We start from the raw sequence: 23,289 nt of genomic DNA on the forward strand, positions 1-23,289 counted from the left end.
TTATAATCCCGCCTGAAACTCAGTACCTCTGATGTAAACCTGGTCTGCTCTCTCCAGGTTTTCTTTACTTTTAGTGGTGATCTTGATGATGTCGATGTCTTTTACAGCTCCTTTTAAAGAGCCAAAATCACTTTCAGACAATATGTTGATGTTTAAAATATAGTTCTCATCAATTTTGAGGTTGGCTATATTTCCTTTTACCAGGTCATTATCTATCATATACAAGGTAGCAGGCGATGGAGATTTAACGTATTTGTTTTTGATCTCCTCTAATGTCATGAACCTGAATACACCAGGATTTTTAGTCATCACATAAACTTCTCCGATTTTACTGTCAGTACTTACATGAATGTTTTTAATTTCTTCCTGACTAAAAAGCGGAAGGCAAGAACCTATCAGCACACTATCCAGAAAATACTTAGGCTGGATACCTGCTGGCAGCTTTTTAGCATCCTTTTCATAAACAACATTTACTTTATCAGATACCGGACTGGTTTGGCCTACTGCAGTGATCGCAAACAGGCAAAATGTCAACATGAATAATAACCTCATAATTTCCCCCTTTAATAACGGAATATAAGGATTATTATCAAATAAATGTCAAATTATAAATTTTTTATAATTTGTTCGGCCTCTGCATCCTTGTATTCAATGGTAGCTGCATTTAGCTTTTTCTTTAGATCGGCCATAACAGGACCATATTCCTTAAGTGCAGCCAGATTCTTCAATTCGCTGGGGTCTTTTTTAACATCATAAAGCTCCCAGTAATTAAGTTTTCCATAGAAACGGATCAGGGTATATTGATTAGTTCTGATGCCAAAGTGCGGGTTCACCAAATGCGGACCGGGGTATTCATAGTAGTGGTAATAAACGGCCTTGTCTGGTTTTCCGGTTTTGTTGCCTTTCATTAAAGGCCAGAAAGATTTCCCCTGTATATCTGCCGGTACTTTTGCACCTGCAATGTCCAATAGCGTAGGTGCCCAGTCTATATTGGCTACTATATTGTTTATCGTACTTCCTGCTTTTACTTTGCCCGGATACCTTACGATGAAGGGTGTTTTTAAAGACTCTTCGTACATAAAACGCTTGTCGAACCAACCATGCTCACCCAGGTAAAAACCCTGGTCTGAGGCATAAATTACAATGGTATTTTTGCTTAACTGTTCTTTGTCAAGGTAATTAAGGATTTCACCAATATTTCTGTCCAGCGAATTTGCCGTAGCATAGTAGTCTTTCATGTAGCGCTGGTATTTCCAGGTTGCTAAGGCTTTGCCCGATGGTTTTTTCTGTTCAAAATCCCTGGTTACTTTTTGCTGGTAATAATCTGCAAACGCTTTGCGCTGAACAGGGTTCATCCTTTTGTAGAGCGGGAAATTGTTAAAATCTACATCAACCTTCAGGTCGCGGTCAAGTTCCATTGCTTTTGCAATGGTCATGTACTGCTGTTTGGCTGCAGGCCTGCCTTCATATTCATCAAAAAATGTTGCAGGCAGTGGAAAATCTATGTTGTCATAAGCACCAAGATCCTGGATGTCTGGTAACCATTCTCTGTGGGTAGCCTTTTCGCCCACTACCAAAAAGAAAGGCTTGCTTTTATCACGGGAGTTGAGCCACTGGGTTGCTTTATCGGTAATGATATTGGTAACATAGCCCTCGGTCCGGGTCGTATCGTTGTTTTTACTGATAAAATCCGGGTTGTAATAAAATCCCNNATCGGRNAKARYKTCSYRATGGTCAAATGCCTTGCCTGGTAAAGTACCTAAATGCCATTTGCCAATCCATGCAGTCTGATAGCCTGCATTGCTTAATAGTCCGGGCAGCAGTTGCTGATCCACATTAAACTTGCCGTCGTTTGCCTTGTAGCCGTTTATATGACTGTATTTGCCCGTTAAAAAGCAGGCCCTGCTTGGTCCACAGATGGAATTGGTAACCAGTTGATTTGTTAACAATGCGCCTTCTTTGGCAAGCCGGTCGATGTTTGGTGTATGTGCTATTTTATTGCCATAGGCGCCAATTGCCTGATAAGCATGGTCATCGGAAATAATGACAATGATATTGGGTTGATCTGATGACTGTGGGGTAACTTTGGTTTTTGACCCCATAAATTTTATGCTTCCCAATATTGCAAGTATGCAGGCAACACTCCAAAAAATGACTGATCTTATCATATCTTCTTAAAAAGTAACAGGTTTGAATTTGTGGATAAGATACGGAATATTAGAATTTTTTATACTTTTGGAAAAATTGTTTGCTGTGAAATTCTTCAGTTGGTTTATTTGTTTGATCATTATTGTTGTGAGCTTTACGCCTTGCAAGGATTTCGCCAACGCCAAAGTTGCTGAGCAGACCAGTGTTTCAAAAGCAGGGCATGCCGACGATCACAACAGCCTGGCAAATGACGACTGCTCTCCGTTTTGCGTCTGCTGCTGCTGCAGTACCCCAACAGTTGTAACACAAACATTATTAACCGTTACGGTTTCATTAATTGTTAATAAAGAATATTCAGATATCGCTCCCGGCCATATTGCTTCTAATGATCCTTCAGTCTGGCAGCCACCTAAGTTAGGTTAATTTAAATTTCAGGTTTTATTGCACCGGAGCTATCCTCATGGAATAAGTCCGTTATGCATTGCCTTGTTTTTTTCTTTAACATAATTTAAAATTCAATGCTGAAAAAAATCATTCAGTTTTCTATACAGAACAAATTAGTTATCGGATTATTTACCCTCGCACTCATTGCCTGGGGGATATATTCGCTAAAGCAATTACCAATAGATGCCGTGCCCGATATTACAAATAACCAGGTACAGGTCATCACACTTAGCCCTTCTTTGGCTACCCAGGAGGTAGAACGGTTGATCTCTTACCCTGTGGAGCAAACCATGTCTACCATTCCGGAAATTGAGCAGGTACGCTCTATTTCCAGATTTGGCCTTTCGGTAGTGACCATCGTTTTTCACGATGATGTGGACATTTACTGGGCACGCCAGCAGGTTAATGAAAAGCTTGCCGAAGCAAGGAATAATATTCCGGCAGGTTTGGGGAATCCTGAAATATCTCCGATATCTACCGGTCTGGGTGAAATATACCAGTATGTAATCCATGCAAAACCGGGCTTTGAAGAGAAATACAATGCCCGTGACCTGCGCAGTGTTCAGGACTGGATTGTGAGGAAGCAATTACTAGGAACTCCCGGTATTGCCGAGGTAAATAGTTTCGGTGGTTTATTAAAGCAGTATGAAATTGCACTTGATCCTGATAAATTAAGGGGCCTCAATTTAAGTATTGCTGATGTTTTCACTGCTCTAGAATCCAGTAATCAAAATACAGGTGGTGCATATATTGATAAAAAACCAACCGCTTATTTTATCCGCAGTGAGGGATTAATTGGCAGTTTAGACGACATCAATAAAATAGTGGTTAAGAACAATGCTAATGGAATTCCGGTACTTATCCGAGATATTGCTACTGTTCAACTGGGCAGTTCCATCCGTTATGGWSYKCYKAYCWKRGCAACCACCAAAGGCCATGGTGAAGCCGTTGGCGGTATTGTAATGATGCTTAAAGGTGCCAATGCCAATGATGTGGTTAAAAAGGTAAAAGCTAAAATAGAGCGGATCAATAAAACACTGCCGGAAGGGGTTGTTGTTGAACCTTTTCTGGACAGAAGTGCCTTGGTAGACCGCGCCATGGGTACCGTAGCTAAAAATCTTATAGAGGGAGCACTAATTGTGATCTTTGTGCTGGTGCTCTTTTTGGGGAATCTGCGGGCCGGATTGGTAGTCGCCTCGGTTATTCCGCTATCCATGCTTTTTGCCATTTCGTTAATGAACCTCTTCGGGGTATCAGGAAACCTGATGAGTCTGGGGGCTATTGACTTCGGCCTGATCGTAGATGGGGCTGTAATTATTGTGGAGGCCACCATGCACATCCTTACAGGTAATAAATTGGGCAGGGCCTATACTCAACGCGAAATGGATACACAGGTAGAGAAATCTTCTGTGCGTATGATGAGTGCTGCTGCCTTTGGGCAGATCATTATTCTAATTGTGTACCTACCCATACTTGCCTTGGTGGGTATTGAAGGGAAAATGTTCGGCCCTATGGCACAAACTGTTTCATTTGCTATTCTTGGTGCCTTCCTGCTTTCACTTACTTATGTACCAATGGTATCCTCACTGGTCTTAAGTAAAAAGGCAACACATAAAAGTAATTTCTCAGACCGTATGATGGATTTCTTTCAAAGGAAGTATACCCCGATTATACATGCCGCTTTGCGTAAACGTATGGCTGTGGTGCTGTCGTCTGTAGTACTATTGGCCATCAGTATATTGCTGTTTATGAGAATGGGAGGAGAGTTTATTCCGACCCTGGAAGAAGGAGATTTTGCTGTCGAAACCCGTTTGCTTACCGGAAGCTCGCTTTCGCAAACCATAGATAAAGTAAATCAGGCATCTGATATCCTGGTTAAGCGGTTTCCGGAGGTAAAAGAGGTGATCGGAAAGATTGGCGCAGCCGAGATTCCGACTGATCCAATGCCTATGGAAGCCTGTGATCTTACCATTATTTTAAAAGATAAGAAAGACTGGACAACCACTAAGGACAGGGTAGAACTGGCAGAACTTATGGGTAAAGCCCTTGAGGATGTGCCAGGAGTAAGCTTTGGTTTTTCCCAGCCCATTCAGCTTCGCTCTAACGAGCTGATTTCAGGAGTAAGGCAGGATATCGGAATAAAAATCTTTGGAGATGACCTGAGCGCGCTAACCGATATTTCGCAAAAGATCGGGAAAATTGTTGCTACGGTTGAGGGCGCAAAGGACCTTTATCTGGAACAGGCTACAGGTCTTCCGCAGATCGTAGTGAAGATCAACCGCGATAGGATTGCCCAGTATGGTTTAACCGTTGATAAAGTGAATCAGGCCCTTAATACTGCCTTTGCAGGCCAGTCTGCCGGAGTAGTTTACGAGGGTGAGCAGCGTTATGACATGGTGGTGCGCTTATCGCAACAGAACCGCCAAGACATTAGTGATGTGAAAAATGTGTATGTGTCAGCACCCAACGGCAACCAGGTTCCGCTTGATCAGCTTGCTGAGGTAGAATTTAAAGTGGGGCCAAATCAGATCCAGCGTGAAGATACCAAGCGAAGGATCATTGTTGGACTAAACGTAAGGGGACGTGATATTGCCAGTGTGGTAACCGAGATTGAAGAAAAGATCAATGCGCAGATCAAACTGCCAACCGGTTATTACATCACTTATGGCGGACAGTTTGAAAACCTGAAAGAAGCAACTCAAAGGCTTTCTATTGCTGTTCCGGTTGCCCTGGCGCTGATTCTGCTTTTATTGTATTTCTCTTTTGGATCGGTTAAGCAATCGGTACTTATATTTTCTGCCATTCCAATGGCGGCAATAGGTGGTATTTTTGCACTGCTGCTTCGTGGAATGCCTTTCAGTATCTCTGCGGGAGTTGGTTTTATTGCGCTCTTTGGTGTTGCGGTGTTAAATGGTATTGTACTGATCACCGAATTTAACAGGCTCCGTAAACTTGATAAATATGGATTAGATGAAATTGTGCTTAAAGGTACAGCCATCCGTTTAAGACCGGTACTGATGACCGCCACTGTAGCTTCATTAGGGTTCCTGCCCATGGCCATTTCAACCGCCGCGGGGGCAGAGGTTCAAAAGCCACTTGCTACCGTTGTAATCGGTGGTCTCATTACTTCTACTATTTTAACTTTAATTGTATTACCCGTGTTATATACTTATTTCGAAGGCTATAAACGTAAGCCTAAAACAAGTTTTCCTGCAGCAATAATTGCCATTATGACCTTGCTCAGTTTTACCGTACCCGTTGTGGCAAAGGCACAGCAAACCGCTGTAAAAGGAGGCCCGATTACTGTGGAGCAGGCCGTGCAAACTGCCCTTAAAAATAATCAGGCTATAAAATCTTCAGGCCTTCAGGTTAATCAGCAGCAGGCATTAAGAGGTAGCTCGACCGACTTAGGAAAAACAAATCTTGAGGTGCAATACGGACAAATTAATGGAATTAAAAAGGACAATAATTTTAGTGTTTCCCAAAGTATTCCGAATCCGGGACTGTTTAAAAACCAGCGTAATCTCTATGATGCGCAGATCAAGGGGGCCGAAATTAATGTTGCTGTTGCACAAAACGAACTGAGCTACCAGGTTAAGAGCACTTATATGAACCTCGCTTATTTCATTGCTTTAAAAGACCTGTATCAAAGTCAGGATTCTGTGTATAGCAATTTCTTAAAAGCAGCTTCCTTAAGGTATGAAACAGGGGAGACCAATCTGCTGGAGAAAACCACTGCCGAAACGCAGTACAATGAAGTAAGGAATCAGATGAGCGAAAACGAATCGGATATCCTGGCTTATACTTCTGAACTGCAACGTCTGCTCAATACACAACAACCCCTTGAAATTGTTAAGGGGCAGTTTATACAGGCAGAATGGAATATCGCGGCAGGTCATCGTGTTGGTGCAAACCCTCAGCTTGCCCTGCAAAAGCAACAGATTGAGATTGCCGATCAGGCACTGGGCGTGGAGAAAGCCCGCTCAGGGCCTGATTTTACGCTAGGCTACTTTAACCAGTCCATTATCGGCACACAAACCGTAAACGGACAAGATCAGTACTTTAATGGTGGTAAACGATTTCAGGGGGTACAGGCAGGAATAGCCATTCCTTTATTCTTTAAGCCTTTTTCGGCCCGTATAAAAGCCGCCAGAATAGAAAAGCAGGTCACCGAAAGTCAGTATGAACTTTTCCAGACCAATCTGCAGGGCCAGTACAATAAGGCCAATCAGGCCTTGCTTAAAAATTCACGGAGCATCGATTACTACAAGAAAAGCGCCCTGCCCAATGCCAATCTGATTTTAAAACAATCGCAGATCGCGTTTCAAAACGGGGAGATCGGTTATGTAGAATATCTTCAGGGATTAAGGACATATTCGGAAACCCATTTCAGCTATCTGCAGGCTATCAATCAATACAATCAATCAGTTTATACACTTCAATACCTCAGTGGTTTATAATTAAGAAAATGAAAAGAACTATTCAAGTGATCATCTATGTTTCCCTATTCGCTGGGGTTTTAACCTCCTGCGGTGGGAATACGCCAAAGTCAGAGGAAACAGCAGCAGTTAAAGAAGAAAGCACCAGCCATGAGGATGAAAATATGGTGGAATTTACAGCGGCGCAATATAAAACCGCAGGCATTACATTAGGCTCGCCGGAAATGAAAGATTTAAGCGGACTTTTAAAAGTTAATGGCTTTATTGATGTGCCACCGCAAAATCTGGTAAGTGTTACCACCCAAATGGGCGGGATTGTCAAATCGACTCCATTATTGCAGGGCAGTACCGTGAGTAAAGGGCAGGTAATTGCTGTTTTGCAAAATCAGGAATATGTATTGTTACAGCAAGATTACCTGGAGAGTAAAAGTCAGCTGGAGCTTGCGGATTCGGAGTATAAAAGACAACAGACGCTGGCAGAGCAGAATGTAAATGCAAAGAAAACACTGCAGCAGGCACGCGCACAATTTCAAAGTATGCTGGCAAGAGAAAGCGCATTGAAACAAAGGTTACAACTGATCAATATTAATCCGGTAAGTTTATCGGCCGCCAATATCAGAAGCCAAATCAATATTTATTCACCGATTACGGGTTACGTAACCAAAGTAAATGTAAATACAGGCAAGTTTGTGAACCCGAATGATGCGATGTTTGAGATTGTAAACAGTGCTAATTTGCATGTGGAGTTGAACGTGTTTGAAAGAGACGCTTCGAAAGTCAAGGCAGGTCAAAGGGTTCGTTTTTCTATGGCTAACGACACCGAAGAGCAGATTGCAGTTATAGATTTGGTTGGCCGGGAAATTAACGCCGATAAAACGATTACTGTTCATGCCATTTCAAAAGGAAGCACCAGTTTTATTCCCGGGGCATATCTTAAAGCATATATTGAAACGGGAACCAGTCAGGTGCAGGCATTACCAAATAGCGCTGTAGTTGACTTTGGAGGCAAGAAATACATATTCGTTTCACAGGCTTCGGAGAAACAGGGGATGTATTATTTTAAGATGGTAGAAGCAAGCGTTGGGGTAAGTGATGGGGGATATCTGGAGGTGCGGTTGCCCGAAGGTGTGGATGTAAATGGAAAGGTCGTTTTAAAGGGGGCTTATGATTTGCTGTCTAAATTGAAAAATAGCGAAGAAGCCGGGCATGGGCATTAGGGCAAAGTTGCCGTGTTGCAGCGAGTGTGCCATAGCACACTCGCTAATGCTATTTTATAGGCAGGGTAAAGTAAAATGTGCTTCCCTGGCCCAGGTTACTATCCGCACCTATTTTTCCATCGTGTTTCTTTATGATTTCAGTGCAGATGAATAAGCCTAATCCTAAACCGGAATAAGTGGAGTTTTTGCCGTTTACCTGGTAATAGCGTTCAAACAGATGGGGGATTTTCTCTTCAGGAACGCCAGGGCCTTTGTCACTTACAGAAACCCGGATATTCTCCTTTTGTTTTTCAATAGCAATGGTAATGTCCTTACTTTCCGGGGCATACTTGATGGCATTGTTCACAAAATTGATCACTACCTGGCTTAATCTGTCGCTGTCGCCATAGATCTCCAGTGCTAAATCGCCAGTGGTAATTATAGCGTATTTATTTGCTGCACGAATGTGATAACAGGAGTCATCAACCATTTTAGCGATGTTGAATTGCGTTTTGTTGAGCGCAAGGTGGCCGTGGTTAATCCTGCTGGCATTCAGCAGGTCTTCTATCAATATACTTACTTTGTCTAAACTCCTGGTTGACATGGCAATCAATGAATTCAGCTTATCTGAAAAAGAATCGTCTTTTAGCCGGTTGATCAGCTGCATTGATGCTTTTAGACTAGTCAGTGGTGTCTTTAACTCATGGCTGGCAATGCTGATGAAATCATCTTTGTGTTGCAACAGTTCTTTTATCGTCTGGTCATGCATCTTTTGAGGGGTAATGTCTAATGATGTTCCCACAAAGCGATAAGGTTTATTTTTTGCATTAAAATACGCTTTGCCTTTAAATTTGACCCATTTCAGTTTTTTAATCACCCCTTCTGATGCCCTGAATTCTTTTTCGTACTCGCCATTGTTGATGCCTGCGAGTGCTTGTTTCAGGGTTTTATCTACATCAGCACGATCCTCAACATGGATCATATTTATGAATTGCTGATAGGTGATGTCGTGATGGGGCTTAAGTCCAAAAAGTTCTTTAGAACGGCTGTCAAATATCAATTCATCGGTAAGGGTATTGTAATCCCAGGTGCCTAATCCTGCGGCTTCAACGGCAAGTTTTAATCGTTCTTTACTTTCTTTAAACAGCAATTCTACTTCAGCTAATCCCTGTTCTACCTTCCGTTTATCCGTAATGTCTTCAATGGCGAGTAATATTAAGCCTTCCAGTAACCTGGAGTTTAAACTCATGATGCGCAGGCCTATTGTCGGAAAAACATGGCTCACCTCAAAGTCAGTTAAAATCTTTTTCTCGGGCAGGATGTTCTCCAGCAGATCACGCAGCAATGGGATGTTCCATTGCCGGTCGCCAAGATCATAGAAATATTCTCCTTCTGTTTCTTTTTTGGTAACCTGGAATTTGGTGTAAAATCCATCTGTTGCCCTTTTTACCCTTAAATCCTTATCCAGGATAATCAAAGGATCACGAATGGTATTGATGATGGCCTCTGTATATACCCTTGCATTGTTGAGTTCTTCGTTACGGCCGGTCAGTTCATTGTTAATGATGTTGATCTCTTCATTGGTGCTTTGCAGCTCTTCTTTTGAAGTCTCCAGTTCCTCATTTAAACTCTGCAGCTCTTCACTACCGGAAAGGAGTTCTTCATTTGCACTTTGCAGTTCTCCGTGAGCTGCTTCCTGCTCTTCTGTAGCACTCCTCATTTCTGCCCTGAGTTGAGCCAGCTCCATTTCCTGCTGCTTTAACCTCAGGTCTTTGTCGCTTTCAACCAGTTTTCCGGCTTTTGATGAAGGTCTTTTACGCACAGGCGAAAAACCGGTTTGGAACAATACCAGGTAATGTACACTTTCGGGTTTTACAATGGGGGTAACTTCTATATCCACAAATTGCTCTTGCTCATTGAGGCTAAAGGCAACATTCTTTTTTTCTACAGGAGTTTGGTTTTTTTTCGCCAGCTGCAATAAATTCCGGAGTTCAAAAACCAGATCTTCTCTTGCCATTTTTAGCAGGTTTAAACTGGCTCTTCCGGGCGAAGGGGCTAGCCAGGCATCTGTTTTTCCCCTGAACTGTATAATGTCAAAGTTGTCGCTTACCAGTACTCCCGAGGGCGAGAATTTAGCCAGTACCACCTGGTCGGCAAGTTTGGAAATATCCGGTTCTTCGGCTCCTTTACGTGCACTGGTATCAACATTTTTAAAATTCTGTTCGCTACCCTGAGTGGTTACCTGCATAATTCTTCCGGGAATGCCAATCCGTTGAAAAATTTTGCCTGCATGGTTATATGGTAGAAAAAGATCAGAGTCTTTGCCAATGCTTTCTGATTTTCCCAACATTAAAAACCCATGATTAGCCAGGGCATAATGAAAGGCCGTAATTGCTTTTTTCTGCAGCACCGGCTCCAGGTAGATTAAAACATTACGACAGGTAATTAAATCGAGTCTGGAGAAAGGCGGGTCTTTTAAAAAGTTATGATGTGCAAAAACGCACATATCCCTTATGCTTTTTCTGACCTGATAGTTGCCATCAATTTTATTAAAGAACTGACGCAGGCGAGATTCTGAAACACCCTCGACATCGGTAGGTCTGTAAATGCCTGTACGTGCTTTGTTAATTGCCGTTTCAGAAATATCAGTAGCAAAGATCTGTATTTTCATTGCCGAAGCTTTATCGCCCAGCTGCTCGGTTAAGCAAATTGCCATAGAGTAGGCCTCTTCTCCGGTAGCGCAACCTGCAATCCAGATCCGTAAGGGTTCACCGTTTTTCTTCTGATCTATAATTGAAGCGAGTACGGTGGTGCACAAGGTCTCGAAGATGGCGGGGTCGCGAAAAAAATTAGTAACCGAAATGAGCATGTCGTTGTATAGTGCATCCTGTTCGTCCTTTTTTTCGCGCAGAAGGGATAAGTAAACTTCCGGTTTGTCGGTTCCCTTTAAGGCCATTCTACGTACAATGCGCCTTTTTAAAGTGCTTGATTTATAGAATGAAAAATCTACCCCTCGGCGTACCCGAAGTAAGGTAAGTATTTGCTTAAAGACCTCTTCGTCCCTTAAACCCTTATCTTCGGATGTTGAGTTGATATGGTTATTGTAAAATGGTGTATTAATGTGGAGGAGATGCGCTGCAATTTTTTCGGGGTTTAACACAAAGTCTACCGTTTTGGCATGTATGGCGCTTGCGGGCATTTCATTATACTCTGCAGAATCTTCATCCTGTGCAAAAGTGATACCTCCATAGGCCTTAATGGCCTCTAAACCCAGTGTGCCGTCATTTAATGAGCCCGATAAAACTACGCCGATTGCATAGCCCTGGTGTACAATGGCCAGCGAGGAGAAAAAGCGGTCTATTACTTTTACTTTATAGCGTTTATCGTCAAGCGATGAGAGTTTAAGAACTCCATCTGTGGCGGTTACGATCTTGTTTTCGGGGATAACATAAAAGTTATCCGGCTCCAAATGAATGTCGTCTGTGATCTGATGTACGGGTATTTTTGATATTTTTTGCAGGAGTTCCGGGAGGGAACTTTCGTGATCAGGGCTTAAGTGCTGAACAAATACGTAAGCTATTCCAGACTTCGGCGGGATAGCCTTTAGAAATCGACTTATGGCTTTTAGTCCTCCTGCTGAAGCTCCAATTCCCACTACAGGGAATTGATCATCAGAAATTTCGAGTTCTGTTTTTTTTAGTCTGGTCATGAAGTCAAATTCGACGAGGATACACTTATCGCTGCCTACTCAAAGATAATCAATATTAATGGCTTATTCTCCATTATTGGCTTTAATGGGTTTGGGGATAAGGTAAAGCAGGTATATCACTAAGCAAAGGCAAGCCATGTTGGCGGCAATACCATAATCGAACGCCTTAAGGTAATCGGGATTGGCCTTGTTTATGCTAATCTGATAATAAAATACACCTCCCAAAATGCTGACCCCCAGAGCGGAGGCTGTTTGCTGGAAGGTGGAGAAAATGCCAGCGGCAACGCCGGCAAATTTTGTTGGAATACTGCTTAATGCAATGGTAAGGAGAGATGGAAGTACAAGCCCGTTGCCCAGGCCATACAGTCCAATAAGTAAAATGACGCATAACCCGCTTATCTGTGGTTTAAAAAGCAGAATCTGGAGCATAAAGGATACCATGATAATGACCACACCCAATTGCAATACGCATTTTCCAAATTTAACGATCAGCTTAGACGCCAGCATTGCCGATATCATAAAAAGAACGGCATGTAATACGAAATACAAACCACAATCCAGTGCAGACAAGCCAAGGCCGTTCTGAAGATACACCGCGCTCATTAACAGAAAGGCCGTATGCATCATAAAATGGAACAATACCGCGAGCAATCCAATGTTAAATTCCTTCAATTTAAAAAGAGAGACATCTATTAAAGGAGCATTGTTAAACAACTGCTTTTTCTTTTGATTGCGGACGAAAAAGGTAAAGATAAAGACCGAGGATAGGATCATGATCATACTCCAAAGTGGCCATCCCGCTTCGCGCCCTTCTGCAAGTGGATAGATCAGGCAAAATAGTCCGGCAGTTAAAATCATTGCGCCGGAGTAATCAAAGTTTTGTCTGGTGTCTTTAGCGGTCTCGTTTAAATACTTCCATATTGCCCATAAAGCTGCAATTCCTACCGGAAGGTTTATTAAAAAGATCAACCGCCAGCCCTCAATTCCTAAAAAAGATTTGTCTACCAGGTATCCACCCAATATCTGGCCGATAATTGCCGCGATACTTAGGGTGACGCCGTACCAGCCTATTGCTTTTGCCCTTTCCTGGGGGTCGGTAAATAATACTTGTATAAAAGCAATGGATTGAGGAACCATTATTGAAGAGCTGATTCCTTGAAAAAAGCGGGCAATGTTAAGTTGCAGGGCTGTCTGTGTAATACCGCAGATGCATGAGGTTAAGGTGAAGAGAAAAAGGCCCCAGAACAGTACTTTCTTTTTGCCAAGGTAATCTCCGGCGCGGCCGCCAATAATCAGAAAAGCAGCACTCCCCAGCAAATACCCTGCTATCACGAGCTGCACTTCTCCGTCGGTAGCATTAACGCCAGCTTTAATGCCCCGTATTGCCATGTTGATGATGAAAATGTCTATTACATAGAGCATTGGTGCGGTTAAAACGATTAGCAATGCAAGCCATTTTGAGTTGTTTTTTTTCTTTTTCATGATCGTTTAGTCTGTTTTTTAGGCATAAGAAATCCTTCTCATTCATGGTATGAATAAGCCTAATGAGTTTTAAATTAAGAAATCAGGAGTTTGATTTTTCGAGATCGAGCAACCATTTTTTCCTGACTAGTCCGCCGCCGTAGCCAGTCATGCTTCCGCCTGTACCAATTACCCTGTGGCATGGAATTAAAATGGAGATTCTATTCAATCCATTGGCATTTGCAACTGCGCGAACAGCTTCAGGTTTATTCAATGCCAAGGCCTGTTGTTTATAGTTACGTGTTGCACCATATGGGATTTCCTGTAGAATTTGCCATACAGATTGCTGAAATTCTGTTCCGGGCGAAAACAAGGGCACTGTAAATTGTTTTCTTTTGCCGGCAAAATATTCGTCAAGCTGCTGCTTTAGCAGATCAAAATGTGTGTTGTTGCCTTGAATGATAGTGGCATTTAATTGGTTTGCCAGTGTTTTAAATTCCGTCTCCAGCATTTTTCGATCGGTAAATTCTAAAAGGCAGATGCCTTGTTTAATGGCGCAGGCAAACATAGTTCCGAGTGGGGTTTCGAGTCGGGTGATGTTAATGACTTGTTTGTCTTTGCTGTTTAAAGGAGAAACGCCAAAGATCGCTTTAAAGGAATCACCAAAACCACTTAAAGATTCGTAACCGGCATCAAATGCTGCGGTAGTAATGGCTTCGCCATCCTGGATTCTTTTAAATGCATAATTGATCCGAAACATCCGTTGGTAGGAATGAAAGGTAATGCCATGATTTTTAAGAAACCACCTTCTGATTTTGCTGGGCTCAATACCTTTTTGAATTAAGTCCCAGTCCTTAAATTTTAGAGATGGGTCTGCATTTAATTCGTCGAGGATCGATTTAATAAAATCGGGGGTCTCTCCAATTTTTTCAAGCGGATTGCACACTTTGCAAGGTCTGTAGCCTTTGCGTATTGCTTCGCTGGTCGTTTTAAAAAACTCCACATTTTCTGCCTTGGGTTTTCTTGCGGTACAGGTTGGTCTGCAAAATATACCTGTGGTTTTAACTGCTGTTATGAAAGTTCCCTCAAAAGTGATGTCCTTTTTAAGGATGGCGTTGTACATGATTTCGTTGGTGAGCATTTCTGTTTCTTTTCTTCAAAATTAGGTTAGTTGGGCGCAGTGTACAACCGAAAACCTGACAAGTATTTTTTTAGTTCTTCAACTTAACCAGTTTTCTACAGACCTAGTACGGATATTATTATATTTATAATATGGAAAAAGTGAATAAAACGCCAAGCGTGCAAGCGCAGATGCTGATCAGAAGACCGGTGGCGGTAGTATTTGAAGCATTTATTGATCCTGAGATCACCAGGCATTTTTGGTTCACCAAGGGAAGCGGCAGACTAGAAGAGGGAAAAACGGTTACCTGGGAATGGGAAATGTATCATGTTTCCAGCGCTGTGCTGGTTAAAGAAATTGTACCCAATAAGAAAATAGCTGTTGAATGGGATCAGTATTCAACCCCTGTTGATTTTGAATTTGAGTCACTGAGCGAAGGCACCACCTATGTTACCATTACGCAGTATGGTTTTCAGACTACCGGTGATGAACTGCTTGCCGAGATCAATGGAGCCAGTGGTGGTTTTACTACTGTAGTAGATGGATTAAAGGCCTATTTGGAGCACGGCATCAATCTGAATTTAATAGCAGATAAGTTTGCAAAAAATTAAGGGATTTTATCAAAGGCGAGGTCGTTAAATAAGAAGTCATTGGAGTCAATATCTAGCTTGAAACCTGTGATCTTTTTATTGGTATCCCTAACAAAAATCACTTCACCCTCGGGTACAAAGGGATCATTAAAGATGATCTTGCAGCGATCTGCATCGATGTTATATAAAAACCCCGAAAAGAGTTCCTTTGTGGGAAGCAATTCGAGGAAAGGTTTTCCTTTTTCTCTTCTGATCACTGCTTTACCGTAGACCATATCTTCGTATTCACCTTCATAACGACTAAAGTTGGGTATTAACGCGCTCTTTTTAGGCTGAGGTTTTCTTTTCTTATCCCAATCGAAAACTGTACTTTTTCCAGACATTTCTTTGTCGGCTTCCTTCCAGTTAAATGTGTCTTTTTGGGTCAGGTATCCGGTAATTGCTTTAACGAGCTCATCGTTAACCTGGGATATTTTGTTGGTAAGGATTACAATACCCGAGCTGCTGTCGGGAAACAGAACCACGCTGGATATGTATCCCGGCATCCCGCCGTTGTGGTTAATTACTTTTCCATTTTTGGTGTGTCGAATGTACCAGCCTAGCCCATAGCCATCATCTTTATTATTTGAGAACAGTGTTTTAACACTGGTTATGGTATTAACAGTGCCATCGTTTAATATGGTGGTGTCATTAATCCGGCCATGTGCAAGCCACATTTGTATCCAGGTTAGCATGTCGTCGATATTTGAATCTATACCTCCCGCAGGGCTGATGTTATGCATGTTGAGCGGTTCAATCGGCTTGTTTTGAATATGTGGCCGGGCAAAATTGCTTTCGCTGGTTATGGAGTCCCTGTTGGTTGAGGTGGCGGTCATTTTGAGGGGGCTGAAAATTCTTTCTTTTAAAAACGCGTCCCATGTATTGCCGGTTACAGATTCCACAACAAGTCCGGCTACGAGGTACATGATGTTCTGGTAAGCAAAATCAGTACGAAAATTGGTTCGGATGGGTGAGTAACGGATTAATTTTGCGATGTCTTCCCTGGTGTTTTTTGTACCGTACCAAAGCAGATCGCCATCAAATGTTTTTAAGCCAGACCGGTGACTTAAAATGTCGGTAATGGTAAGTTCTTTGGTAATCCATGGGTCGCTCAGTTTAAAATTCGGCAGGTATTTGATGACTTTGTCGTCCCACTTGATTTTTCCATCCTCGACAAGTATACCCAGTGCAGCTGCGGTAAAAGCTTTTGTGCAGGAGGATATGGGGAAAATGGTTTTAGTGTTTACCGGAAACCCTTTGGCTGTACTGGTTGCACCATAGCCTTTTTTAAAGATCACTTTGTTGTTTTTGATGATACCAATGGCAAGACCTGGGATTTTATAGTCGGTTATCTGTTTTGCAATAAACTGATCAAGAGCAGCTGAGTCTTTTTGCTGGCTAAAGGAGAGGGAAGGGGCAAGCAAAAACAGAACTATAAAGATTTCTTGAATGGTTTTGGCTAATGGCTTGTGGTTCATTGGTTTAGGGATTGTACATTAAATATACATAAATCTGTAATTCTGTTGTTGAGTTTGGGCGGGATACTTAATTATTTTCAGTTTAATTCGTTAACATTCCCTTAATATTGTATAGCTTTATAGTTAGAGATTTATTGTTAATGACTGACTATAGCAACCATACGGATGCTGACATCCTTGCTTTGATGAAAGCAGGTGATGAGCAGGCGCTTGCCCATATTTACAATAAATACTGGGAAGGACTTTTTGTCTCTGTTTACCATATCTTAAAAGACCAGCAAGCCTGTGAGGATATTATCCACGAGATCTTTATTCAACTTTGGGATAAAAGAGAAAGCCGGGAGATCAGTATTTCCCTAAAGGCATATTTGTTTACCAGCTGCAGGCACGAAGTGTTCAGGCAGATTAAAACGCAAAAAGCTCATGCAGGTATATTTGATGGGCTCGAAGAACGTTTGTATGCGCCTTCGGCTTATGGGAGTTTGGAGCATAAAGAAGTGCTTCAGCAGATCAATTCAATTGTAGCCACTTTGCCACAGAAGTGCAGAGAAGTTTACAAACTCAGCAGGGTAGAAAATCTTAGCCACAAAGAAATAGCGCAAAGGCTGAACATTTCTACGAAGACCGTTGAGAGCCATATGACCAGAGCGCTAAGTCAGCTGCGGGGTTCGTTGGGTGGTTTGCTTACTATTGAAGTAGTTACCTGGTTGATGAAAAATCGGTAGGATTACGATGCAATTCCTGATCGGGAGAACAGCACAAATAAAACAATCATGATCAATAGTAAAAGCCCATTTATCCAATGCCGGTTTTTCCAGGGTTTTAAGTCTACTAGCTGTTTATTCTGTGCAACATAAGCGGTTTGCATGGGAAGCAGTTTTCCGATGATCAGCATGATGGCAGTAGTTAGCAAAAAGAGGATGGCCAGGATATGCAAAAAATGGATGCCTGTATCACATACAATTTGGGTAAGGATATAGCCGACAAAGCAAAACGCCAGCCCTATTTTAGCGGCAATTGGAGGAACTTTTTTGGTCACAAAACCCACAAACATAATGGTAAAGATGGGGATGCTGAAAGCTGCATTGATCTTCTGCATAAAGGTATAGAAAGTATCACTGGAGAAAATGATCAGCGGTGCGATAAACATCGCCAGTAAAGAAGCAAACATCTCAAATCTCTTCGAGTTCCTCAGCAGATCGGCTTCCGTAACAGTTGCTCCTTTCTTTTCCTTAAAAGGTTTGTACAGATTTAAGGTGAACAGTGTGCTGGCACTGTTTAATCCGGGTGAAAAGGAAGTGATTGCTGCGCCAAAAATAACGGCTGCAATAAAACCACTTAGTATGGGTGGAGACACATCACTTACGACTCTGGAGAATACCTCGGTAGTGTTTTGCATGCTGCTGTACATATGAACGGCAATAATTCCGGGTAAGATGAAAAGCAGCGGTCCAAGCAATTTTCCCGCGCAGGCAAGGGCAATCCCTTTCTGGCTGGTTTCGAGATCGGATGAAGCCAATGCCTGTTGAACGATAACCTGTTCAGTGCCCCAGTAAAAAAGGTTCATCAGGATCATGCCCGTAAATATTGTAGAAAAGGGGACGGCATCCGCCGATGTGCCTATGGAATTAAAATGCTCCGTTTTTGAGGTAAGGATGGTGTGTATGCCTTGCTGAAGGTTGCCGTTGCCCACATGACTCAACCCGAAGTACGCCAGTAACACTGCCCCGGTAAACATACAGATCCCTAAAACCAGATCGGAGATCACAATGGCTTTTAAGCCACCCAAAATAGAATATAAACTACCTACAAGACCAATACACCAAACCAGGATCCAGATGCTGCTGGCATAGCTGATGTGCCAGATATCAGAAAAATGAAATAAGCCATTCAGTGCAACGGCACCGCTGTAAAGCACAATAGGGAGCAGGTTTACCATATAACTGATCAGAAACAGGAAGGACACCAATTTCTTTGTTCCCGGATCGTACCTGTTTTCCAGAAAATCAGGAGTGGTAGACATGGCGCCTTTTAAATAAACGGGGATCACAAATTCAGAAACAACCAGCATGGCAAATACTGAGCTTATTCCCCAGGCCATTACCGTCATGTTGTTTAGGTATACCGATTCGCTGCTGCCAACAAATTCTGCGGCGCTGATGTTCGTGAAAAATAAAGCGCTACCTACAGCGGTAAAGCTTAAGGTTCGGTTGGCCAGAAAAAGACCTGCAGAGGTGGTTATTTTATGCCTTCTGGTTTTGAACCAGGAAATCACCCCTACAAGAAAGGTAACAACAATAAAGGTGATAAAGGCCGTTGCATTCATCTTTGCAGGTTATAACGATTTTCTTCTGATCAGTACAGTAGGAATGGTTTCCTGTACTTTTTCCTTTTTCAATACCGCCTGCGCCACTTTTATGCCCATTAAAGAAAAGTCGGCAGAGTAGGTGGTGATGCCACCGCCAATGATTTCTTTCACCACCTCATCGTTATGCGATAAGATACCTATGTCTTTGCCAGGCTGTAACTGCTTTGCTTCACAATCTTTAAGTATTTTCCATATTTCGGAGTTGTTTAGGGTAAAGTAAACCTTTCCCTTTTCTACGCTTCCGGGCTCATACTCGTTTAAGATCCTGGTGTTTACGCTAAAATCTTTAGTGAATTTTTTAAAGGATTTAATGATCTCAACCGGATCCAGAGAGCCGGGTACATGAAAAAAGATCATTTCATCAAATTTTTTAATGGTTTCTGCCAGCTCGGCCAATACCCTGTAGGTAGATTGTTCAAATTCCTGGGTGATGTGGTTGAACTCGCCTTTAAGCGGTTCGTAGCGGTCGAACATGATGACCTTGTTGCTGGGCAGCATATCCAGCAGGTGTTTGGTCTTGGGGTGAGGTATCGGCGAGATCACATACACCCCATATTTACCTTTAATCATATCCAGCATGGTTTCGAACATGGTGATGTTGCCATGGTGGAAAAAAACATCGATATGTACATTTGGCCCCAATTCGTTTCTGAAGTTCCGGTAAAACTGCTCCTGAAAGGAGTCGATCAGGTACATGAGCAGCGCCACCTTTAAGGTTTGCTCTGTGTCGTCATTTGCTACAAAATAACCGAGCCTGTTTTTTGATTCTACTATTCCGCGGCTGATGAGTTCCCTGTAGCCTTTCATTACAGTTTCCCTTGCAAAGCCAAGCTCTTTGATCAGGACATTTATAGAAGGTAGCGCCTCTCCCTTAGAAATGATTCTTTCGTCGATAGCATTAATTATACCCTGTACAAATTGCTCGTGTTTGGAATAAGAAGGTACTTCTTCAAGTTCCTGTATTTTTTCAAAGATGGTTATCATATTGGTAGGTTGGACTACACTAGTCTATAGGTATAAAAAATGTTATTTATCTCTTTTTTTTCACAAGGTAATAATTTTTAGTTAATCATTAAACATAAAATAAGGTACTTATGAAACTAAAATTTGCAATTATAAAAAAACTTCCTTTATATTTACGTAATAATAGAACAGTATAGACTAGACTAGCAAATGTGCTGTCCTATTAGTAACCAAAACAAAACCAAATATGAACGTGAAACTTACTATCCAAAAGTTAGGCTATCCTGATTTGCTCCGGAAAAAGCTTATGCTATTACTGCTCTTTTTCGTTTTTTATGCCCACGCATTTGCTCAACAGCAGGTCGCCGGAAGGGTAACGGACAATAATATTGGCTTGCCAAATGCCACGGTGCGTGTAAAGGGGACCCAGTTGGGTACCAAAACCGATGGTGAAGGGAAATTCAGTCTGAGTGTACCGGATAATGCGGTATTAATTTTTAGCTATATCGGATTCACCGATCAGGAGATCGCGGTGAACGGCAGGAAGCACATTGAAGTGCAACTTGTAGCGGCAGCTGGATCTGGACTGAACGAAATTGTGGTGGTTGGCTATGGAACCAAGAAGCGCGCAAACCTGACCGGAGCTGTTGCAACTATCAGCGGTGCGGAATTGGCAAAATCACCGTCAACCAACCTTACCAACTCCATAGCGGGTCAGGTTCCTGGACTCATTGTAAATGCCAGAAGCGGCGAACCTGGCAACGACAATGCCGATGTGTTTGTTCGTGGAAAGAGCACACTGGGTAATTCTGGTGCTTTGGTAGTTATCGATGGGATTCCTGATCGGTCCGGCGGTTTTGCCAGGTTAAATCCCGCCGATGTAGAGTCCTTTACCGTGATTAAAGATGCAAGCGCGGCTATTTATGGTGCCAGATCGGCTAATGGTGTTATTCTGATTACCACGAAAAGAGGAAAGTCGGGCAAACCGGTACTTACACTTGGAACCAATTGGGCCGCCACACAGCCGACGCGTGTTCCTCAAATGCTTAGTTCATATCAATATGCCCAGGCGACGAATGAATACGATGCCTTACTAGGCCAACAACTTACCTGGAAGGCAGAAGATATTGAAAAATTCCGTGACGGATCTGACGCGCTGGGTCATCCAAACAGCAATTGGTGGGATGTGGTGATGAAAACTCGTGCCCTGCAGCAAAACCACATCATGTCGTTAAGTGGGGGTACTGATAAAGTAAGTTATTTCTTCTCTGGTCAGCATCAGAAACAAGATGGAATTTACAGCCGTGAGGCAGCCTATTACAAGCAAGATCAGGCAAGGGCAAACGTGGATGTGCATGTGACCGATAACTTTAAACTTGGTGTAGATGTATCTTATCGTAGTGAATTTCGCAATGCGGCAAAACGCGGCTATGATGCGGGTGGTATTTTTCGGGAACTGTGGCTAGCCTATCCTTACCTGACGCCAGTTTACCCTAACGGACTTGTGGGCGTAGGTATTGGCGGCGGCCCGGATAACAGCATGGTGTACATTACCTCGGGCGAGGCAGGGTATCAACGTTTTTCGACCGATTATCTGCAAACCAAAGCGTCCTTTAGCTGGAAACTGGATAAGGTTACGCAGGGGCTATTTGTATATGGCTATTATGCTTACGATAAAACCGTCTCAAAAACCAAATCATTTACCAAAACGCCACCACCGGCATATAGGTATGACCCTGCTACAAAAGACTATGTAAAGGTGATCTCATCAATAGCACCTTCGCTTTTTGAACAACGAGGGGACATAGGGCAGGGGCTGCTCAATTTAAAACTAGGTTATTCAAAAACCATCAGTGACCACGCATTTGATGCCTTTGTGGCCTTCGAAAGCTTTAAAGGAAACACAGATGTCATCAACGCTTCAAGATCAAATTACCTGAGTAATGGTCTGGATCAGCTGTTTGCAGGGAGTCTTATTGGTCAGCAAAATAATTCTAATGCTGCAAAAGCTGCCCGTATCAATTACATCAGTCGGTTGTCTTACAACTATAAGAGTAAGTACCTGATTGATTACACGATGCGTTATGATGGGTCGCAAAACTTTCCAGAAGGAAAACGCTATGGGTTTTTCCCGGGAGTTTCTGCAGGATGGCGTATTTCCCAGGAAGATTTCTTTAAATCAGATGTGATTAATGAATTGAAATTAAGGGCATCCTGGGGCAGAACAGGTAACGATATTGTGAGCGCTTTTAATTATCTGCAGACTTATCTGCTGGGTACAGGTTATGGCTATTCACTTGGCTCAGGAGCTGCACAGGTTTCATCGCTGGTGCTTGGACCAACACCTAACCCTAACATTACCTGGGAGTTGGCTACCACTACCGATATTGGCCTGGAATCGCAGTTTTTTAATGGCAAATTGGGTGTTAATGTAGATGTGTTCAGGTCCATGCGTTCCAACATACTGATCACCAGGAGTGAATCTGTTCCGGGATATACTGGACTAACCCTGCCAAACGAAAACCTTGGAAAAGTGCTGAACCGTGGTGTTGAGCTTGAAGCCACCCACAATAATGCTATAGGTAATTCCTTTACCTATAACATCAGGGGTAACATCACTTTTGCCAGAAACAAGGTGATCTTTATGGATGAGGCGGCAAATATCCCCTCATACCAGCGCAAAACCAATATCCCTATCGATTCCTGGTTCCTGTACCAATCGGAGGGCATTTATCAGAATCAGCAGGAAATTGATAACAGCCCACATCCGGCAGGAACAGGCGTAGGCGACATCAGGTATAAAGATGTAAATAACGATGGTGCTATAAACGACCTTGATAAAGTGAGAATGCCGTTGGTGCGTACGCCAGAGATCATGTTTGGTTTGGCTTTGGGCGGATCATGGAAAAACATAGATGCTTCGGTTTTCTTCCAGGGACAGGCAAGGGCAAAATCATACCTGGCACCTGCAGGCTTAAATATGGTGACCGAATTTTTTGACCAGAGGTGGCAAAAACCGGGTGACACCAAGTACCCAAGAAACTTTAGCGGCCCAACCGGAAGAACTTTTGGGGTAAATACACTTGAATCTGATCTGTGGTTAAGGGATGCTTCATTTGTAAGGCTCAAAAATGTAGAGTTAGGATATACTTTGCCAAAATCAGTATCCGAAAGGTTAAAGATGCAAAGTGCAAGGATCTATATCAGTGGTACCAACCTGTTTTCTGTTGACAAATTCGGGCCATCCTTTGATCCGGAAGTACCAAGCAACTCAGGACAATACTATCCGCAACAGCGTTTGATCAATATTGGCGCAAACATCACTTTTTAAAAA

General features: G+C 42.6%; 12 protein-coding genes and 2 pseudogenes. 6 read left to right on the forward strand and 8 right to left on the reverse strand.

All coding sequences use genetic code 11. From position 1 onward, the window contains the following. Positions 1–552 (reverse strand): hypothetical protein, encoded by a 552-nt coding sequence (locus N824_RS05610; RefSeq protein WP_152541996.1) that lies wholly within the window; start codon positions 550–552, stop codon positions 1–3. Positions 553–605: 53 nt separating this feature from the next. Beyond that, positions 606–2,102 (reverse strand): annotated as a pseudogene (locus tag N824_RS05615) (sulfatase). 151 nt (positions 2,103–2,253) lie between these two features. On the opposite strand from N824_RS05615, the gene N824_RS05620 reads away from it, so the two are divergent. The 3 genes and pseudogenes from N824_RS05620 to N824_RS05630 all read left to right on the forward strand — a co-directional run bounded on the left by N824_RS05620 (position 2,254) and on the right by N824_RS05630 (position 8,248). After that, on the forward strand, positions 2,254–2,571 hold the full coding sequence (locus N824_RS05620) for a hypothetical protein (protein ID WP_152541997.1): 318 nt from the start codon (positions 2,254–2,256) through the stop codon (positions 2,569–2,571). Between the two features lie 95 nt (positions 2,572–2,666). Further along, a pseudogene (locus N824_RS05625) lies at positions 2,667–7,052 on the forward strand (CusA/CzcA family heavy metal efflux RND transporter). A gap of 8 nt (positions 7,053–7,060) precedes the next feature. Then, on the forward strand, positions 7,061–8,248 hold the full coding sequence (locus tag N824_RS05630; protein ID WP_048904173.1) for an efflux RND transporter periplasmic adaptor subunit: 1,188 nt from the start codon (positions 7,061–7,063) through the stop codon (positions 8,246–8,248). Between the two features lie 49 nt (positions 8,249–8,297). Here the strand turns inward: N824_RS05630 and N824_RS05635 are convergent, their stop codons facing one another. The 3 genes from N824_RS05635 to N824_RS05645 form a co-directional block, all read right to left on the reverse strand. Next, positions 8,298–11,936 (reverse strand): CheR family methyltransferase, encoded by a 3,639-nt coding sequence (locus tag N824_RS05635; protein WP_048904174.1) that lies wholly within the window; start codon positions 11,934–11,936, stop codon positions 8,298–8,300. Between the two features lie 63 nt (positions 11,937–11,999). Further along, positions 12,000–13,418: an MFS transporter gene (locus tag N824_RS05640; protein WP_048904175.1), complete on the reverse strand. Its 1,419-nt coding sequence runs from the start codon at positions 13,416–13,418 to the stop codon at positions 12,000–12,002. An 82-nt stretch (positions 13,419–13,500) separates the two neighbouring features. Beyond that, on the reverse strand, positions 13,501–14,538 hold the full coding sequence (locus N824_RS05645; RefSeq protein ID WP_048904176.1) for a bifunctional transcriptional activator/DNA repair enzyme AdaA: 1,038 nt from the start codon (positions 14,536–14,538) through the stop codon (positions 13,501–13,503). A 131-nt stretch (positions 14,539–14,669) separates the two neighbouring features. Between N824_RS05645 and N824_RS05650 the strand changes: the two genes are divergently transcribed. After that, positions 14,670–15,128: an SRPBCC family protein gene (locus N824_RS05650; RefSeq protein ID WP_048904177.1), complete on the forward strand. Its 459-nt coding sequence runs from the start codon at positions 14,670–14,672 to the stop codon at positions 15,126–15,128. On the opposite strand, the gene N824_RS05655 is transcribed toward N824_RS05650, so the two are convergent. After that, positions 15,125–16,624 (reverse strand): serine hydrolase, encoded by a 1,500-nt coding sequence (locus tag N824_RS05655; protein WP_048904178.1) that lies wholly within the window; start codon positions 16,622–16,624, stop codon positions 15,125–15,127. The two genes, N824_RS05650 and N824_RS05655, sit on opposite strands and share 4 nt — an antisense overlap. A 140-nt stretch (positions 16,625–16,764) precedes the next feature. On the opposite strand from N824_RS05655, the gene N824_RS05660 reads away from it, so the two are divergent. Beyond that, a complete protein-coding gene (locus tag N824_RS05660; RefSeq protein ID WP_048904179.1) occupies positions 16,765–17,349 on the forward strand; it encodes an RNA polymerase sigma factor in 585 nt (194 codons plus the stop codon). Between the two features lie 2 nt (positions 17,350–17,351). On the opposite strand, the gene N824_RS05665 is transcribed toward N824_RS05660, so the two are convergent. Further along, on the reverse strand, positions 17,352–18,950 hold the full coding sequence (locus N824_RS05665) for a solute:sodium symporter family transporter (protein WP_048904180.1): 1,599 nt from the start codon (positions 18,948–18,950) through the stop codon (positions 17,352–17,354). Positions 18,951–18,959: 9 nt separating this feature from the next. Then, positions 18,960–19,976: a GntR family transcriptional regulator gene (locus N824_RS05670; RefSeq protein ID WP_048904181.1), complete on the reverse strand. Its 1,017-nt coding sequence runs from the start codon at positions 19,974–19,976 to the stop codon at positions 18,960–18,962. A 226-nt stretch (positions 19,977–20,202) separates the two neighbouring features. Between N824_RS05670 and N824_RS05675 the strand changes: the two genes are divergently transcribed. Continuing rightward, positions 20,203–23,286, forward strand: coding sequence for a TonB-dependent receptor (locus tag N824_RS05675; protein WP_048904182.1), 3,084 nt, complete (start codon positions 20,203–20,205; stop codon positions 23,284–23,286). Positions 23,287–23,289: the final 3 nt, after the last annotated feature.

The sequence above is a fragment of the Pedobacter sp. V48 genome (assembly GCF_000523515.1).
In the GTDB taxonomy this organism is placed as follows: Bacteria; Bacteroidota; Bacteroidia; order Sphingobacteriales; family Sphingobacteriaceae; genus Pedobacter.

What these genes read in the sequence shown, in the direction of transcription:
- N824_RS05610 (WP_152541996.1), bottom strand. Translation starts at nt 552, where the DNA reads ATGAGGTTATTATTCATGTTGACATTTTGCCTGTTTGCGATCACTGCA.
- N824_RS05630 (WP_048904173.1), top strand. Translation starts at nt 7,061, where the DNA reads ATGAAAAGAACTATTCAAGTGATCATCTATGTTTCCCTATTCGCTGGG.
- N824_RS05635 (WP_048904174.1), bottom strand. Translation starts at nt 11,936, where the DNA reads ATGACCAGACTAAAAAAAACAGAACTCGAAATTTCTGATGATCAATTC.
- N824_RS05640 (WP_048904175.1), bottom strand. Translation starts at nt 13,418, where the DNA reads ATGAAAAAGAAAAAAAACAACTCAAAATGGCTTGCATTGCTAATCGTT.
- N824_RS05645 (WP_048904176.1), bottom strand. Translation starts at nt 14,538, where the DNA reads ATGCTCACCAACGAAATCATGTACAACGCCATCCTTAAAAAGGACATC.
- N824_RS05650 (WP_048904177.1), top strand. Translation starts at nt 14,670, where the DNA reads ATGGAAAAAGTGAATAAAACGCCAAGCGTGCAAGCGCAGATGCTGATC.
- N824_RS05655 (WP_048904178.1), bottom strand. Translation starts at nt 16,624, where the DNA reads ATGAACCACAAGCCATTAGCCAAAACCATTCAAGAAATCTTTATAGTT.
- N824_RS05660 (WP_048904179.1), top strand. Translation starts at nt 16,765, where the DNA reads ATGACTGACTATAGCAACCATACGGATGCTGACATCCTTGCTTTGATG.
- N824_RS05665 (WP_048904180.1), bottom strand. Translation starts at nt 18,950, where the DNA reads ATGAATGCAACGGCCTTTATCACCTTTATTGTTGTTACCTTTCTTGTA.
- N824_RS05670 (WP_048904181.1), bottom strand. Translation starts at nt 19,976, where the DNA reads ATGATAACCATCTTTGAAAAAATACAGGAACTTGAAGAAGTACCTTCT.
- N824_RS05675 (WP_048904182.1), top strand. Translation starts at nt 20,203, where the DNA reads ATGAACGTGAAACTTACTATCCAAAAGTTAGGCTATCCTGATTTGCTC.